Raw genomic sequence first — 15,536 nt, forward strand, 5'->3', positions numbered from 1 at the left:
GGGGCGCCGTGCGATCCGCACGGCGCCCCCTCTCGTGTTCCCGAGCTCCCCGGCCGCTACGTCGTCGACGCGCGCGCCAGGTCCAGGGCGTAGTCCTCCCACCACTCGCCGGCCTTCGGGCCGCCCTTGCACTCGCCGTCCGACTCCCCCGGACGCTTGATCCACAGGTAGGCGTCGACGAGCGGGTCGGACGTGCGGGTCGTCGGGGTCTCGCCGAGCGCCCGGCCGGGCGGGTTGCACCAGCGCTCGTCCGGATCGCCGCCCGTGTAGGGGCCGTTGCCGTTGCGGCTGGTGTCGACGACGAAGTGCTTTCCGCCGACCTTGGCGGACAGCTCCTTGCCGTAGGCGACGGAGTCCTCGGTGGTGTAGAAGTTCGAGACGTTCACCGCGAAGCCGTCGGCCCGCTCGATCCCGGCCCGCTTCAGCGGCTCGTGGATCTGGTCGGGGTTGCCCCAGCCGGCGTTGCCCGCGTCCAGGTACACCTTGGTGTTCTTCAGGCCCTTGAGCTGGGTGACGGCGCCGTCGAGGAGGTCGTAGCGCTCCTCGTGGAACTCCTCCGGGGTGCAGCCGTCGACGAGGTGCAGCACCGCGTCCGGTTCCAGCACCACCGTCGCCGGGCGGTCCCCGATGCCCTCGGCCACCGCGTCGACGAAGTCCCGGTAGGCGTCGCCGTCGGCGGCGCCGCCCTGCGAGTACTGGCCGCAGTCGCGGTGCGGGATGTTGTAGAGGACCAGCACCGCGCGGCGGCCGGCCTTGTCGGCGCCCTCGGTGAACTCCCGCGCCTGCTCCTCGGCGTTCTCCGGGTTGATCCACTCCGCGACGGGCTGCTCGGCGATCTTCCTGAGCTGCTGCGCCTCGGCCTTCCTGCCGTCCCCCAGCAGCTCGCCGACCTCGCGCGCCGCGACGCCGTCCGGGTTGACCCAGAAGGGGTCCGCCTCCTTCGGCTGCTGCGTGACGACGGCCGAGGCCGAGCCTTCCTTGCCGTCGTCACCCCCGGAGGAACATCCCGCGAGCAGCAGCGCCGCCCCCAGCACCGCTGCGGACGCCCGCCCCCCGGCGAACGCCCCGACCCCCCTGCTGCCGTACATCCGACCCCCCTTGGGTGCACTTGTTCCAAGTGTTCCGAGCCCCAATCCTGGCATACGCCCCGGCCCGCCAGGACGGCCGAGTGCCGCTTGTCCACGGCCTGTTACAGCGGGCCGGGGACGCCGTGGCGCCGTCCGCCCGCGACGTGGCCGGATCCGCGCCCACCTGCGCCGATCACGGAATGCGACCGGTCCGGGCCTTGACGTGCGCCGCCCCCTGGGCCGGGCCCGGCTTTCCCTCTAGAGTCGTGTGCGCCGGCCGGCCGACCGCGGGCCGGTGCTCCCACGCGCCTTCCGCACACCTCCCGCGCGTCCCGCCGGGTCACCTCCCGCGGCCCGTGCCGCGCGCGGTCGAGGACCGGCCCGGCCGGCGGCCTCCGGGGAGCAGGCCGCCGGCCGGGCCGGGAGGGCTCCCGCTCCGCTCACGCGTCGGTGCGGGGCGCCGAGGCGTCGGTCAGGTACGCGGAGACGACGACGTTCGCCTCGTAGGCGCCGGCCGTGGGGTCGAAGGCGCCGCCGCAGGTGATCAGTCGGAGTTCGGCGCGCCCGTCGTGGCGCGGGCCGTACGCCTCCCGGGCGTCGAAGCCGTCCCGGTCGAGCACCCGGACGTCCTCGACGGTGAACTCGGCGACCGTGCCGTCGCTGCGGGCCACCCGGATCTCCTGGCCGGGCTCCAGCGTGTCCAGCCGGTGGAAGACGGCGGGCCGCGTCTCGGTGTCGACGTGCCCCACCATCAGCGCGGCGCCCTCCGCGCCGGGGGCGGCGCCGGCCGCGTACCAGCCGACCTCGCCCGCGCGGTCCAGCGGCGGCGGTTCCGGGGCGCCGCGCTCGTCCAGGCCGCGGGCGACGACCGGGGCGCGCAGGTCCAGGCCGGGGATGTCGAGGGTGAGCGGGTCCGCGGCCTTCAGCGGCCGGTGCACGGTGGGCAGGTCGGTCAGGGGCGGGCGTCCGGCCGCCGCCATGTCGCCGGTGGCGGGTCCGGCCGTCCCGGCTGGCACCTCGGTGAGTCCCTGCCCCCACAGCCACAGTCCGAGCAGCAGCGCCACCCAGACCGCGCCGGCGGGCAGCCGTTTCGTCAGGTCGCGCATGATGCCGGTCAACCCGTCCTCCGGCCGCGCCGCGCCTGCCGGCGGGCCGCCCGGTGCACGGTGAGGGCGGCGGTCCCGGCCAGGGCGAGGGCGACCACCGTCTGGGCGGTGCCGGGTCCGTGCCGCTCAGGACCGCCGGCGAGGTCCCGCGCGGCACCGCCGGCTCCGGCGTTCACGGGGGCGACGGGTGAGGGATACGTGGAGGGCTCGGCGCCTGCGGCGGGCGTGTGCTTCCGGACGACCTCGACGGTGCCCCGGTGCTCCGTGCCGTCGCAGGCGACGGTCACCGTGTACGTCCCCGCGGTGACCGTGGACCGCACCCGCCCTTCGCCCGCGAGGCCGTCGCCGTCGTCGGGGGTGAGGCGGGCGTCGGACACCAGCGCCGGGGACTGCGCGACCGCCTCGCGCGCGTCGCAGCCGGTCACCCTGAGAGCGATGTCGCCGCCGGGCGCGGGCGCCGCGGGGACGACCGAGACGTCCCCGCCGTCCGCCGCGTACGCCGCGCAGGCCGCCGGACCGAACGCGGTGACGGCCAGGACACCCGCGCAGAGTGCGAGTCGCCGCTTACCCATCGTGAACCTCCAGACACTCTGGAGGTTCCCCCGCCCGGCCCGGCCCCGCACCCTCTTACGCGCGGCACTGGACCGGTCGGGTGAACGAGGTACGGCGAAACGGCCGTACGACGATCAGACGAGGTCGACGATGTCGGCGATGGAGTCGACGACCTTGCTCGGCCGGTACGGGAAGTTCTCCACCTGCTCCGGCCGGGTCAGCCCGGTCAGCACCAGGTACGTCTTCATGCCGGCCTCGATGCCCGCCAGCACGTCGGTGTCCATCCGGTCGCCGATCATCGCGCTGCTCTCGGAGTGCGCCCCGATGGTGTTCAGCCCGGTGCGCATCATCAGCGGGTTCGGCTTGCCCGCGAAGTAGGGCTGCCGGCCGGTCGCCTTGGTGATGAGCGCGGCCACCGCGCCGGTCGCCGGGAGCGGGCCCTCGGTGGAGGGGCCGGTCTCGTCGGGGTTGGTGCAGATGAACCGGGCCCCGGCGTTGATCAGCCGCACCGCCTTGGTCATCGCCTCGAACGAGTACGTGCGGGTCTCGCCGAGGACCACGTAGTCGGGGTCGTGGTCGGTGAGGATGTAGCCGATGTCGTGCAGCGCCGTCGTCAGACCGGCCTCGCCGATGACGTACGCGGAGCCGCCGGGCCGCTGGTCGTCGAGGAACTTGGCGGTGGCCAGGGCGGACGTCCAGATGTTCTCGATCGGCACCTCGAGCCCCAGCCGGCGCAGCCGGGCGTGCAGGTCGCGCGGGGTGTAGATCGAGTTGTTGGTCAGCACCAGGAAGGGCCGCCCGGACTCGCGCAGCTTCTTGATGAAGGCGTCGGCCCCGGGAATCGGCACCCCTTCATGGATCAGCACCCCGTCCATGTCGGTGAGCCAGGACTCGATGGGCTTGCGGTCTGCCATGTGCACGATCTCCTGCCGTCGTCGGGCCCTGCGGGCCCCAGCCTAAATCGTCCCGGGTGCGGGTCGTCCGTGACCGGTCGCACAGTTCCCCGCGCCCCTGAGAACGCCGCCGTCGCGGGCAGTCGTGCCGCTGAGGGACTCCGCAGTCGCGGGCAGTCGTGCCGCTGGGGCGGCACGGGCGGGCGCGGCGGCATCCCGTCGGCGCCGGGTTGCGCGACACCCCCTGCCCAGCCCCCACACCGTGGACGTTCACCCGTCTTGCCCGAACACCGGCGCCAACACCAGCTGCGCCGCCCCCTCGGCGACCCGCTCCTCCCCCGACACCAGCCGCACCACACCACACTCCTCCCCCGTCCGACGCGCCCGCGCCTCCAGCACCCCCCGTACACCGGACACGAACACTTCCGGCGCCCCCTCCACCGTCCGCCCGCCCACCAGCACGCGGTCGATGTCCAGCAACCCCACCAGGTTCGCCGCCCCGGTCCCCAGCACCCGGGCCGCCTCCGCCGTCTCCCCCCGCGCCACCGCCGCCAGGCACAGCGCCTCCACGCACCCCCGGTCCCCGCACCCGCACCGCGGCCCGTCCAGCTGCACCACCTGGTGCCCGAACTCTCCCGCCCCGGTCCGCGGCCCCCGGTGCACACTCCCGCCGATCACCAGGCCGGCCCCCAGCCCCGTACCGAGGTGCAGATAGGCGAAGGACCCGCCCTCACCCCCGACGGCCAGCCCGAGCGCCACGGCGTTGGTGTCCTTGTCCACCACCACGGGCACACCTCCCAACCGCGCGGACAACGCCTCCCGCAGCGGAAACCCGTCCCACTCGGGAAACCCCGTCACCCGGTGCAACACCCCCCGCCGATGGTCGAGCGGCCCCGGCAGCGCGACGCCCACCCCCAGCAGCGACCGCGTCCCCGCGGCCTCCGCCCCCAGCTCCCCCACGACAGAGGCGACCCGCCCCAGTACAGCCTCCGCGCCCGCCCCCAGGTCCAGCGGCGCGTGCCGCCGTGCGACCACCGTGCCGTCGAGATCCGCCAGCACCGCCCGCAGCTCGTCGCGGTCGAGATGCACACCCACCGCGTGCCCAGCCTCCGGCACCAGCCGCAGCACGGTGCGCGGCTTGCCGCCCGTCGACGCCCGTCGCCCGGCCTCCGCCGCGAGGCCCTCCTCGCGCAGCCGGGCGGTTATCTTGCTGACCGCCTGCGGTGTGAGGCCGGTGCGCTCGGCGAGCTCCAGCCGGCTGATGCCCTCCGTCCCGGCCGTGCGCAGCAGGTCCAGCACCAGCGCGGTGTTGTGGCTGCGCAGGGCGAGCAGGTTGGCCCCGCCGCCCGCGCCTCGCATGCCACCGCCGTACGTCCTGTTCACCCGCCCATTGTGTCCCGCTCTTGCACTTTGGCAACAGCGTTGCGAAAGTAGGACGCATGACTGGCACTCCCCTCCGCGTCGGCCTCGTCGGCTACGGCCTCGCGGGTTCCGTGTTCCACGCCCCGTTGATCGCCGCGACCCAGGGCCTCACGCTCGACACCGTCGTCACCTCGAACCCCGAACGGCAGGCGCAGGCACGCGCCGAGCACCCGGACGTACGGGTCGCCGCCTCGGCGGACGAGCTGTGGGCGCGCGCGGACGAACTGGACCTGATCGTCGTCGCGTCGCCGAACAAGACGCACGTCCCGCTCGCCACCGCCGCGCTGGAGGCCGGTCTGCCGGTCGTCGTGGACAAGCCCGTCGCGGGCACGGCGGCTCAGGCCCGGGCGCTGGCCGAGCTGGCCGAGGAGCGCGGCCTGCTGCTGTCGGTGTTCCAGAACCGCCGCTGGGACAACGACTTCCTCACCCTGCGACGGCTGATCGCCGACGGCGAGCTGGGCGAGGTGTACCGGTTCGAGTCGCGCTTCGAGCGCTGGCGCCCGCAGCTCAAGGGCGGCTGGCGGGAGTCGGGCGACCCGGCGGAGATCGGCGGCCTGCTGTACGACCTCGGCAGCCATGTCGTCGACCAGGCGCTGGTCCTGTTCGGCCCGGTGACGTCGGTGTACGCCGAGGCGGACGTCCGCCGCGAGGGCGCGCTGACCGACGACGACACCTTCATCGCGCTCACCCACGAGAGCGGGGTCCGCTCCCACCTGTACGTCTCGGCGACCACCGCGCAGCTCGGCCCGCGCTTCCGCGTCCTCGGCTCGAAGGCCGGTTACGTCAAGCACGGCCTGGATCCGCAGGAGGCCGCCCTGCGCGACGGCTCCCGCCCGGGCGCGTCCGGTGCCGAGTGGGGTGCCGAGCCCGAGGAGCTGTGGGGTCGTCTCGGCGCCGGGGAGTCCCCGGTGACCGGTGGCGGCAGCCCTGTCCCCACCCTGCCGGGCGACTACCCCGCCTACTACGCGGCCGTGGCGCGGGCACTGCACGCCCACGGCCCCAACCCGGTGACCGCGCAGGAGGCCGCCGCGGCCCTCGACGTCCTTGAGGCTGCGCGCCGTTCGGCCGCCGAGAAGGTGACGGTGACCCTGTGACCACCACCCCGAAGCCGGAGCTCACCCCGACCGTGGAGGAACTGGAGGCGCAGGAACGCCGCCTGGTCCTCGGCCGGTTCACCCACGACGACGCGTGGGCGCTGGGCAGTCTGCTGGTGGAGCTGGCGCGTGAGCGGCAGGCGCCGGTCGCGATCGACATCCACCGCGCGGGCCAGCAGCTGTTCCACGCGGCGCTGCCGGGCTCCACGCCCGACAACGACGCGTGGATCGCCCGCAAGCGCCGGGTGGTGGAGCGGTACGGCTCCGCGTCCTACCTGGTGGGCGCGCGGTTCCGGGCGAAGGGCACGACGTTCGAGGAGTCGTCCCGCCTCGACCCGGACACGTACGCGGCGCACGGCGGCTCCTTCCCCATCACGGTCGAGGGCGTGGGCGTCGTCGGCGCGGTGACGGTGTCGGGCCTGCCCCAGCTCCAGGACCACCGGCTGGTGGTGGAGGCGCTGGAGCACTTCTTGTCGCGGGCCTAGCCCGGGTCACCTGACGAGGAGCAGCACGAGGACGACGAGGGCCGCGGCCGCCGCCAGCACCGCTGCGGTGTTCCGGCGGCCCTCGTCCGACATGGCCGGCCGCACCGTGAGGCCGCCGGACACGTTCTTGAAGATGTAGTACTCCCTGTTCCCGCTGCCCTTGGGTCTCGCCCTGACGACGGTGAGCCGTCTGATGACGACGGTGCGGTCCTGCTCCCCCTTCACGGTGTCCAGGTGCTGCTCGACGAGCGAGCGGTGCGGGAGGGAGAGGTCGTCGGGGAGCGGGTCCCCGGGGCCGAGCTGGTTGTCGTGCCACAGCCCGGCGTGCAGGTGTGACGTCACACGCTTCGGCGGACGGTGCGGCCACGGCACCTTCTCGGTCTCCGAGGTCCAGGTGATCCGTCCGGCGGTCCAAGAGGTCAGCTCACCGCGGCCACCGCACGTCTCGCACCTGACGGTCCCCTTGGAGGTGCACGTCGTGCACGGCACGCGCCCCCGCCCCTGGCACGTCTGGCATCTGACCTTCCCCCAGCCCTGGCAGGCGCCGCACGCGCTGTCGGGTGCGCCGCAGGCCGCGCACTTCACCCGTTCCTCGGGGCGCGCCGGCCGCCGCGCCTTGGGCGGGCGGGCCGTACGGCCGGGCTTGGCACCGTGGCCGAGGTACTGCGTGCAGGGGGAGACCCCCGCGCACACGGGGCAGGGACGGGCGGGCTCGCACGGACGGTACGTCATCCCGGCGCAGGCGGGACACTGCCGGAGGCCGTTCCCGCAGGCGCAGGCACGCTTGCTCACCGTGTCCCGTTTGACCAGGTCGAGCGGCTCGCCGCGCCGCACGTCCCGCGGGTCGACCTCGTACTCGTCCAGCACGTCGTAGACCGGCCGTTCGGCGAGGCCGGGGTCGCCGGGCTCGTCACGGGTCGTCTCGGTGCGCTTCTCGACGCGCCGGACGACCGAGGCGTCGAGCAGGTGCAGCCGGTCGAGGTGGAAGTACGCGGACGTCCGGGCGCCCCATCTCCCCCGGCGGCGAGCCAGATACGCGTCCAACTCCGCCCGCACCTCGTCCTCGGACGGATCCCCGGCCACCGTCACACCGCTCACTCCCCCCGGTTCGCGCCCCACCCCGTCCCGCCCCGGAGCGGGCGTGACCGGCGTGGGGCGGACCCAGTGTGGCGGGGCGGGGCCCGCCGGGGAAGGGCGCGTACGGCGGCCCCGCGGGGAGCGCGGAGACGCCCGCGCTCCCGCGTGGCTAGGCCTGCGCCAGCACCTGCCGTTGCCGTCCGAGCCCCGTGACCTCCAGCTCGACCACGTCCCCGGCCCTCAGGTACGGCTTCGGTTCGGGGTGGCCCATCGCCACGCCTGCCGGGGTGCCGGTGTTGATGACATCGCCCGGGTACAGGGTCATGAACCGGCTGACGTAGCGCACGACCTCACCGACGGGGAAGATCTGCTCTGCCGTCGTGCCGTCCTGCTTCAGCTCGCCGTTGACCCACAGCCGCAGCGACAGGTTCTGCGGGTCGGGCACCTCGTCGGCGGTGACCAGCCAGGGGCCGAGCGGGTTGAACGTCTCGCAGTTCTTGCCCTTGTCCCAGGTGCCGCCGCGTTCGATCTGGAACTCCCGCTCGGAGACGTCGTGGGCGACGGCGTACCCGGCGACGTGCGCGAGTCCTTCCTCCGCCGACTCCAGGTACCGCGCGGTCCGCCCGATCACGACGGCGAGTTCGACCTCCCAGTCGGTCTTCACCGACCCGCGTGGGATCAGCACCGTGTCGTCGGGGCCGACGACGGTGTCCGGGGCCTTGAAGAAGACCACGGGCTCGGCGGGCGGCTCGGCGCCGGTCTCGCGGGCGTGGTCGTGGTAGTTCAGCCCGATGCACACGATCTTGCCGATCCGCGCGAGCGGCGGCCCGGTGCGCAGCCCCGTCGCGTCCAGCGCGGGCAGGTCCCCGGCGGCGGCCGCGCCCCTGATCCGGCCGAGGGCGTCCTCGTCGGCGAGGAGCGTCCCGTCGATGTCCGCGACGAGTCCGGACAGGTCCCGCAGGGTCCCTTCGGGGTCGAGCAGCGCGGGCCGTTCCCGTCCCGCCGTACCGACGCGCAGCAGCTTCATGGCCGTGTCTCCCTCGCTCGCGTGCGTCCGCCCGACGGGGACGACCGGTGCGGCGGGCGCGGCCGTCGGAGGACCGGCCGATCCTCCAGGCCGGTCCCTCCACTCCGCAAGACCCGGTTCACGTACTGGACCGCGCCCGCCCCGGCTCACCGGTACAGCACGGACCGCTCGATCACGCTCCACGTCGTGGAGGTGACCATGTAGAGCGCGGCGGCGAGAGGCACGACGGCGACCGTGACCAGGGTGAAGAACGACATGAACGGCATGACCTTCATGACCCCGCCCATGGCGGCGGCACCCGGCACCTGCGGGTCCGCGCCCGCTCCAGGCGTGCCCGCCGTCGCCGCCGACGCCTCGGTCATCCGGCGGGAGAGCCGGTAGCTGAAGTACGCCACGACCGCGACGACCGCGAAGAGACCGAGGTACACCACACCGGCCCCGCCGAACGCGCCGCCGTCGGCGAGGGCGTCCGCCCACCGGCCGCCGAGGGGCGCGTCGAGCAGCTGGTGGGTGAGCAGCGCGTTGGGCTCGCCGCCGATCGAGCCGCTGGAGAAGAGGTGGTAGAGCAGGAAGAACGCGGGGAGCTGGAGCAGGCTGGGCAGGCAGCCGGACAGCGGGGACACCTTTTCCTCGGCGTGCAGCTCCATCACGGCCTTCTGGAGCTTCTCCGGGTTCTTGCCGTGCTTGCGGCGCAGTTCGGCGATGCGCGGCTGGAGCGCGGCCCGCGCCTTCTGCCCGCGCGCGGCGGCCCGGGAGAGCGGGTGGACGAGAAGGCGTACGAGGGCCGTGAACGCGATGATCGCGGCGGCCGCGGCGGACAGGCCGAACAGGGGGCGGAGCAGGTCGGCGAGCTGCTCGACCAGGCTGGCGAAGACGGACATGGGTGAGCCCTCCGGGGGTCTCGTCGTGCCGGGGGTCCCGGCGCGGCGGACGGCCGGGACGGGACGGGACGGTCGGCATGACGACCCGCGCGCGGGGCGTGCGGAGGGAACGTGGGGAGAACGTCCTGCGGAGGTGCCCTACGCGGCGGTCGCCGGGAGGACGTGACCGGGCGCCCGGGGGCGGGTGCGCCCCTTGGCGTCGGGATCCCGCTGAGGGAGGAAGGCCGTACGCCGGTCACGGTCGCGCAGGGCCGTGCGGACCCGCGTGGGCGGTACGGCGGGCGCGCTGCGGGCGGCGATCACGGCGCAGGCGGTGAGGGCGGCGCCGGCCGCGGCGGTCGCGGCGAGCGTGACGTGGACCAGGGAGAGGCCGCCGTCGGGGGCCGGGGTCAGCAGCAGGGCGATCTGGAGCAGCGGGAAGAGCAGGGCGAGGAGGGCGCGCGCGGAGCGCGTGACCGGCCGCCCGTCGGGCGTGTGCCGCGTGGTGAACCCTGACACGGGCCGTGTCCCCCCTCTCTCCGTCTCGTGGTGCGTCGCGTGCACCGCATTGTGCCAGGCCCCTCTGTCAGCTCGGCGTGAGCCGTCCGTCAGGCGGGGTCGACCTCCACGGGCTGCAGCAGCCGCTTCGGCTTGAGCAGCGCACGGCTGACCGGGTCGGCCGGGTCCCGGCCGAGGTCCGGTCCCGGCACCACTTCGACGTCCGGGACGGCCACGACGGTTCCACACGTGGGGCAGTCGCTGTACGGGCCGAGTTCGGTGCCGCAGGCGGCGTGCCGGAAGATCCGCAGCTGCCGCCCGGTGAGGTGCTCGCGGCCCCACAGTCCGAGGGCGCGCAGGGTGGGCCACAGGGCGATGCCGCGGTCGGTGAGGACGTACTCGTCGCGGGGCGGGGACTCCTGGTAGCGGCGCTTCTCCAGGATGCCCTGGGCGGTGAGCGCCTGGAGGCGGGAGGCGAGGACCGCGCGCGGGATGCCGAGGTGGACGAGGAAGTCGTTGTAGCGGCGCACGCCGTAGAACGCGTCGCGGATGACGAGCAGCGTCCAGCGTTCGCCGATGACCTCCAGGGCGCTCGCGATGGAGCACTCCTGCGTCGCGTAGTCCTTGCCCAGTGCCATGCCGTCCACTGTAACCACTTTTCCGTTTGTTGGTTCAATGGACGAACCTAAGGGTGCTACCGTGGTCGGGCCCAGGTAGGTTCATTCAACGAACTTATCCTCTCCCGCGCCCCTCACTCCCCGATCCCGCAGAGGAACCCGACGACATGACCGCCAGCCCCGCCACCGCCGCACAGGCGCAGGCCGCCACCGCGCGCGCCGCCGACCCCGAGTCACCTCCGCGCCCCGGCGCCACCCTGGCCCTGACCAGTGCCGCCACGGCCGTGGCGCTGATGACGTACACCACCCCGATCGTCACGCTGCCCGCCACCGCGGCCGCCCTGCACACCCCGCTGTCCGCGCAGGCGTGGCTGCTCAACGGCACCCCGCTCGGGCTCGCCGCGCTGCTCCTGGTGGCCGGCAGCCTCGCCGACGACTACGGCCGCCGCCGGATCTTCGTCCTGGGCACCCTGGCGCTCGGCGTCACCACGGCCCTCGGGGCCCTCGCCACCGGCACCTGGCTGTTCACGCTGGCCCGGATCGCCCAGGGCGCGGCCAGCGCCGCCCTGCTGGCCAGCAGTCTCGGCCTGATCGTGCACGCCTTCCCGACGGCCGCCGGACGGCTGCGGGCGACGGGCGTGTGGGGCGCGTTCGTCACCGGGGGCATCGCGGTGGGTCCGCTGCTCGCTGCCGGGATACCCCACTGGCGCGCGGTCTACGGCGTCCTGGGCGCCGCCGCCTTGGTGATCGCCCTGCTCGGCACCCGCGCGCTCACCGAGTCGCGGTCCCCGCGCGGCGGCCGGCCCGACTTCGCCGGGGCCGCGACGTTCGGACTGGCGCTGGTCTCGCTGGTGGCGGCCCTCACGCTGGGCCGGGACGGCTGGCTGCGGGCGCCGGTGTGGCTGCTGCTGGGCGCGGCCGTCGTCCTCCTCGCGGGGTTCGCGCTGGTGGAGCGGCGCACGGCGACCCCGATGATCGACCTGTCCCTGCTCCGCCACCGCGGTTTCCTCGCCTCCTCCGTCGGCGGCCTGTTCACGGGACTGTCGGTGATCGGACTGTTCAGCTTCCTGCCGGCGGTGCTCCAGCGGGTACTGGGGATGTCCGCGATGGACACGGCCCTGCTGACGCTGCTGTGGGCGGGCCTCGCCTTCGTCGTCGCGCTGCAGGCCCGCCGCCTGGCCGGCCGCGTCCCGACGCGCGTCCAACTGGCCATCGCGTTCGCCCTGCACGCGGTCGGCGTGATCACCATGCTGGGCGCGCTGGACGCGGGCTCCACGACGCGGTTCGTCCCCGGCATGCTGATCGCCGGCGTCGGCAGCGGCCTGCTCAACGCGGCGCTGCCGCTGCTCGCGGTGGAGTCGGTCCCGGCCGCGCGGGCCGCGATGGGCTCCGGCGCGCAGCAGACCCTGCGGTACATCGGCTCGTGCGCCGGCGTCTCCCTCACCATCGCCGTGGCGACGTCGTCGAGCGGCGGCCCGGCCCGCGGCACGGACATCGCGATGGTGGTGTCCGCGGTGCTGGCGCTGGTCGCGGCGGTGGCGGTGCTCGCGCTGCGGGAACGGTCGTAGGACCGGGGCGGGAACGGTCGTGGGACCGCGGCGAACCGTCGGGGGGTCGGCCGTGGACCGGCGCCGGAGGGCCCTGCGGCCCTCACTTCTGTCACCTGTCGGCAGTACGGTGTCCCCCATGCGCCCCGACACGCCTGCCGAAAACGTCGACCACATCAACGAGGCCGCCCGTCTCGAGCGGACCGCCGACCGCTACCCCGAGGACGCCGAGGCCCTGCTGCTGCGGGCCGCCGCGCACCGGGAGCTGGCCGGCGAGCGCCCGGCCGCGACGGCTCACTACGACCGCCTGCTGACCTCGGGCGCGGACCTGGACAACCCGCACCTGGTCCGCGCCCTGAAGGCCTCCAACCTGTGGGAGTACGGCCACGAGGCGGAGGCCCGCGCGATCATCGACGGCATCCGCACGGCGTCCCCGCGCGACCCGGCCCCCTGGGTGATCGTCGCGGAGGCGCTGGAGGCGCACGACGAGCTGGAGCAGGCGCACGAGACGTTCACCGAGGCGGTGCGCCTGCTGCTGACGGGTGTGAGCGAGCCGCCGCGCGCCACGCACCCGCTGCTCCTCGGCCGCCACCGGGTGCGCAGGATGCTGGGCGCGGCGCACGACGAGTGGGACTCGCTCGCCGACTCCGTGCACAGGCACCCCATCGGCCTGGACGAGCTGCACGACCCGAAGCGCGTGTGGTCGCTGGGCTCGGAGAACCCGGAGGAGCTGGAGGCGGAGATCCTGCGGCTGCGCGCGGAGCTGGGCGCGTACCGGGAGGCGCTGTCCCGCCCGTTCCCTGTGGCGGTGCTGCACTGGCCGGCCGACGAACTGGCGGAGCTGACGGAGGCGTACCCGGACCTCGCGGAGGAGTACCCGTCCTACGAGGCCCACCTGGCGACGATAGAGGCGGCCCTGCGCGAACTGGCCGCCTCCGGCACGCCGAACCTGGGCATCGTGCGGGGCACGGTCCCGTCGTACGAGGCGTTCGCGGCCTCGGAGTTGACGTCCCCCTCGGACGCGTCGCTCCTCCCCCAGTACGCGACGACGCTGGCGGCGCGGGGGCGTGCGGTGGCGTGGCCGCCGGAGCGGGTGGAGGCGTGCTGGTGCGGGTCGGGGGAGCCGTACGGGGAGTGCCACGGGGTACAGACGTCTTCGCGCTGACGCGCGCGTAGGGGTGCGCCCGGTCACCGGTTCGTCCGGCGGCCGGGCGCGCTTGCTGTTGCCGGTGTCGCTACCGGCTCCCGTGTCGGTACCGGCTCACTTGGCGAGGAAGGCGAGGAGGGCGTCGGTGACCTCCTGCGCGTGGGTCCACAGCAGGCCGTGCGGGGCGCCCTCGATCACGACGTACTCGGCCTGGGGCAGGGCCCGGTGGAAGGGCTCGCCGGTGGCCTCGATGGGCAGGATCCGGTCGGCGGTGCCGTGCAGGATCAGCGCCGGGACGTCGATCTTCGCCAGGTCGCCGCGGAAGTCGGTGGTCCAGGTGGCGACGGCGGCGATGGAGGCGTACGCGGAGGACCCGGCGGCCACGTTCCAGCTGTTGCGCAGGGCCTCTTCGCTGATGCGGGTGCCGAGGTTCTCGTCCAGGTTGTAGAAGTCCTGGTAGAACGCGGTGAAGTAGGCGTACCGGTCCGCGGTGACGGCCTTCTCGATGCCCTCGAAGACGGATCCGTCGACGCCCGTCGGGTTGTCGTCCGTCTTGAGCAGGTACGGCTCGAGCGAGGCGAGGAAGGCGGCCTTCGCGACGCGCTCCGACCCGTACGTCCCGAGGTAGCGGCCGACCTCGCCGGTGCCCATGGAGAACCCGACGAGAACCGCGTCGCGCAGGTCCAGGGTCTCCATGACGGTGTTCAGGTCGGCGGCGAAGGTGTCGTAGTCGTAGCCGGTGGTGGGCTGGCTGGACTGCCCGAACCCGCGCCGGTCATAGGTGATGACCCGGTAGCCGGCGGCGAGCAGGGCGGCGGTCTGCTTCTCCCAGGAGTGACCGTCGAGCGGGTACCCGTGGATCAGCACGACCGGCTGCCCGCTGCCGTGGTCCTCGTAGTACAGCTCGATGTCGGTGCTGTTCTCCTGGCCGACGGTGATGAACGGCATGGTGACTGCCCCTCTGTGAGGTCTGGTGTGCGGTGAGCACTGATGAAGAAGATAGCGCACCGTTTAGTTGTGTGCAACTAGATTGCGCACAACTTATCCTGATGGGGTACGGGTGCGAGGGGAGGGAGTGTTGGCGTGCGGGTGTGTTGGGGCGTGCGGGGTCGTCGGCGTGGGGGGGTGCCCGGCATGCGGAGTCGGCGTGGGGGGGGCGACGTGCGGAGTCGCCGGCGCGCGGTCGGCCGCTAGCAGACCGGGCCGGAGGCGGTCGCGGTGGCCCGGAGCAGGTCGCGGACCAGGTCGAGGTCGACGCGCTCAGGCTTACGGAAGCGGAGACAGCCCTTGCCCATGTCCTGGCCGGCCAGCCGCTCGGCGAAGGCGTCGCGGACATCGCCACGGAGCAGATAGAAGGAGATGTACCGCTTCTGACTCGCGAAGGCGATTTCGGCGACGCCGTCGCGCTCATAGGCGGGCATCCCGTGGGCCATGACCTCCGTGAAACCCTTGAGCTCGGTCCGGCACAGCTCCCGCAGCCGCGTCAGGACGACCTTGCGGTCGTCGGGCAGCTCGGCGAGGTAGGCGTCGACGTGGGGCGCGGGGCTTTGCACCATGGGGGGGGAGCTTATGCCGGGCCGGGGCGTGCCCCTGCCCGATCACCTGGACCTCCGTCCACCCTTCGACGCCGGCAGAATGCAGGTGTGTCCGGTGTCGTCCCGTCCTCGCCCAGCGTCTCCGCGCGCATGAGTCGCCAGAACCGTCGCGACACGGCTCCCGAGGTGGCGGTTCGACGAATCCTGCACGCCGGAGGCCTGCGGTACCGGGTGAACGTGCCCGTACCCGGAATGCCCCGCCGCACGATCGACATCGCCTTTCCCAAGGCCAAGGTCGCCGTGTTCCTCGACGGCTGCTTCTGGCACGGCTGCCCGCAGCATGCGACCAGCCCCAAGTCCAACGCCGAGTGGTGGCGCACCAAGCTCGACAAGAACATGACCCGCGACGCCGAGACGACCAAGCACCTGGCCCACGAAGGGTGGACCGTCCTCCGCTTCTGGGAGCACGAACCCGTCGACGACGTGGCCTCCCGAATCACCGCCGTGGTGAAACCACGGCGAGAGACCGACGACCAATCCTGAGCGCAGGCAGGTTGACCACGTTGCACCCCGTTCATCCGTTAAGGGTCCACATCCGGACCTGGGGGT

Annotated in this window: 17 protein-coding genes; 5 read left to right on the forward strand and 12 right to left on the reverse strand. The window is 73.7% G+C overall.

Going from position 1 to position 15,536, the window contains the following annotated elements; genetic code table 11:
* Positions 1 to 56 precede the first annotated feature (56 nt).
* From MTR79_RS28850 to MTR79_RS28870, 5 genes are all read right to left on the reverse strand, one after another.
* Positions 57 to 1,088: a glycoside hydrolase family 6 protein gene (locus MTR79_RS28850; protein ID WP_244792300.1), complete on the reverse strand. Its 1,032-nt coding sequence runs from the start codon at positions 1,086 to 1,088 to the stop codon at positions 57 to 59.
* Between the two features lie 419 nt (positions 1,089 to 1,507).
* On the reverse strand, positions 1,508 to 2,173 hold the full coding sequence (locus MTR79_RS28855) for a class F sortase (RefSeq protein ID WP_086703402.1): 666 nt from the start codon (positions 2,171 to 2,173) through the stop codon (positions 1,508 to 1,510).
* A gap of 8 nt (positions 2,174 to 2,181) precedes the next feature.
* A complete protein-coding gene (locus MTR79_RS28860) occupies positions 2,182 to 2,745 on the reverse strand; it encodes a hypothetical protein (RefSeq protein ID WP_244792302.1) in 564 nt (187 codons plus the stop codon).
* Positions 2,746 to 2,859: 114 nt separating this feature from the next.
* A complete protein-coding gene (locus MTR79_RS28865; protein ID WP_048460675.1) occupies positions 2,860 to 3,639 on the reverse strand; it encodes an HAD-IIA family hydrolase in 780 nt (259 codons plus the stop codon).
* Between the two features lie 249 nt (positions 3,640 to 3,888).
* Positions 3,889 to 4,977: an ROK family transcriptional regulator gene (locus tag MTR79_RS28870; protein ID WP_244793320.1), complete on the reverse strand. Its 1,089-nt coding sequence runs from the start codon at positions 4,975 to 4,977 to the stop codon at positions 3,889 to 3,891.
* Between the two features lie 80 nt (positions 4,978 to 5,057).
* On the opposite strand from MTR79_RS28870, the gene MTR79_RS28875 reads away from it, so the two are divergent.
* Together MTR79_RS28875 and MTR79_RS28880 are read left to right on the forward strand one after the other, a co-directional pair.
* Positions 5,058 to 6,134 carry a Gfo/Idh/MocA family oxidoreductase gene (locus MTR79_RS28875; protein WP_086705406.1) on the forward strand — a complete coding sequence of 359 codons (1,077 nt, stop codon included), beginning with the start codon at positions 5,058 to 5,060 and terminating at the stop codon, positions 6,132 to 6,134.
* On the forward strand, positions 6,131 to 6,619 hold the full coding sequence (locus MTR79_RS28880) for a heme-degrading domain-containing protein (protein ID WP_086705407.1): 489 nt from the start codon (positions 6,131 to 6,133) through the stop codon (positions 6,617 to 6,619). Before MTR79_RS28875 ends, MTR79_RS28880 begins: the two co-directional genes overlap by 4 nt.
* 6 nt (positions 6,620 to 6,625) lie before the next feature.
* On the opposite strand, the gene MTR79_RS28885 is transcribed toward MTR79_RS28880, so the two are convergent.
* The 5 genes from MTR79_RS28885 to MTR79_RS28905 form a co-directional block, all read right to left on the reverse strand.
* A complete protein-coding gene (locus tag MTR79_RS28885; protein WP_244792304.1) occupies positions 6,626 to 7,708 on the reverse strand; it encodes a hypothetical protein in 1,083 nt (360 codons plus the stop codon).
* 157 nt (positions 7,709 to 7,865) lie between these two features.
* On the reverse strand, positions 7,866 to 8,723 hold the full coding sequence (locus tag MTR79_RS28890) for a fumarylacetoacetate hydrolase family protein (protein WP_175447314.1): 858 nt from the start codon (positions 8,721 to 8,723) through the stop codon (positions 7,866 to 7,868).
* A 146-nt stretch (positions 8,724 to 8,869) separates the two neighbouring features.
* Positions 8,870 to 9,604 carry a YidC/Oxa1 family membrane protein insertase gene (locus tag MTR79_RS28895; RefSeq protein ID WP_244792306.1) on the reverse strand — a complete coding sequence of 245 codons (735 nt, stop codon included), beginning with the start codon at positions 9,602 to 9,604 and terminating at the stop codon, positions 8,870 to 8,872.
* Between the two features lie 138 nt (positions 9,605 to 9,742).
* Complete coding sequence (locus MTR79_RS28900; protein ID WP_244792308.1) at positions 9,743 to 10,102, reverse strand: DUF6412 domain-containing protein; 360 nt, start codon at positions 10,100 to 10,102, stop codon at positions 9,743 to 9,745.
* A gap of 89 nt (positions 10,103 to 10,191) precedes the next feature.
* Entirely contained in the window at positions 10,192 to 10,719 is a 528-nt protein-coding gene (locus MTR79_RS28905) for a helix-turn-helix domain-containing protein (protein ID WP_181383144.1), read from the reverse strand.
* Between the two features lie 146 nt (positions 10,720 to 10,865).
* Here MTR79_RS28905 and MTR79_RS28910 point away from each other — a divergent pair, with 146 nt between their 5' ends.
* Positions 10,866 to 12,266, forward strand: coding sequence for an MFS transporter (locus MTR79_RS28910; protein WP_244792311.1), 1,401 nt, complete (start codon positions 10,866 to 10,868; stop codon positions 12,264 to 12,266).
* A 118-nt stretch (positions 12,267 to 12,384) separates the two neighbouring features.
* Positions 12,385 to 13,410: an SEC-C metal-binding domain-containing protein gene (locus tag MTR79_RS28915; protein WP_244792313.1), complete on the forward strand. Its 1,026-nt coding sequence runs from the start codon at positions 12,385 to 12,387 to the stop codon at positions 13,408 to 13,410.
* 96 nt (positions 13,411 to 13,506) lie between these two features.
* On the opposite strand, the gene MTR79_RS28920 is transcribed toward MTR79_RS28915, so the two are convergent.
* Both MTR79_RS28920 and MTR79_RS28925 read right to left on the reverse strand, forming a co-directional pair.
* Positions 13,507 to 14,340: an alpha/beta hydrolase gene (locus MTR79_RS28920; protein WP_244792315.1), complete on the reverse strand. Its 834-nt coding sequence runs from the start codon at positions 14,338 to 14,340 to the stop codon at positions 13,507 to 13,509.
* A 242-nt stretch (positions 14,341 to 14,582) separates the two neighbouring features.
* Positions 14,583 to 14,948: a DUF1801 domain-containing protein gene (locus tag MTR79_RS28925; protein ID WP_086701545.1), complete on the reverse strand. Its 366-nt coding sequence runs from the start codon at positions 14,946 to 14,948 to the stop codon at positions 14,583 to 14,585.
* Between the two features lie 129 nt (positions 14,949 to 15,077).
* Between MTR79_RS28925 and MTR79_RS28930 the strand changes: the two genes are divergently transcribed.
* Positions 15,078 to 15,470: a very short patch repair endonuclease gene (locus MTR79_RS28930; protein ID WP_244792317.1), complete on the forward strand. Its 393-nt coding sequence runs from the start codon at positions 15,078 to 15,080 to the stop codon at positions 15,468 to 15,470.
* Positions 15,471 to 15,536: the final 66 nt, after the last annotated feature.

This window comes from Streptomyces sp. BJ20, from assembly GCF_022869105.1.
GTDB classification, from domain to species: Bacteria; Actinomycetota; Actinomycetes; order Streptomycetales; family Streptomycetaceae; genus Streptomyces; species Streptomyces griseoincarnatus.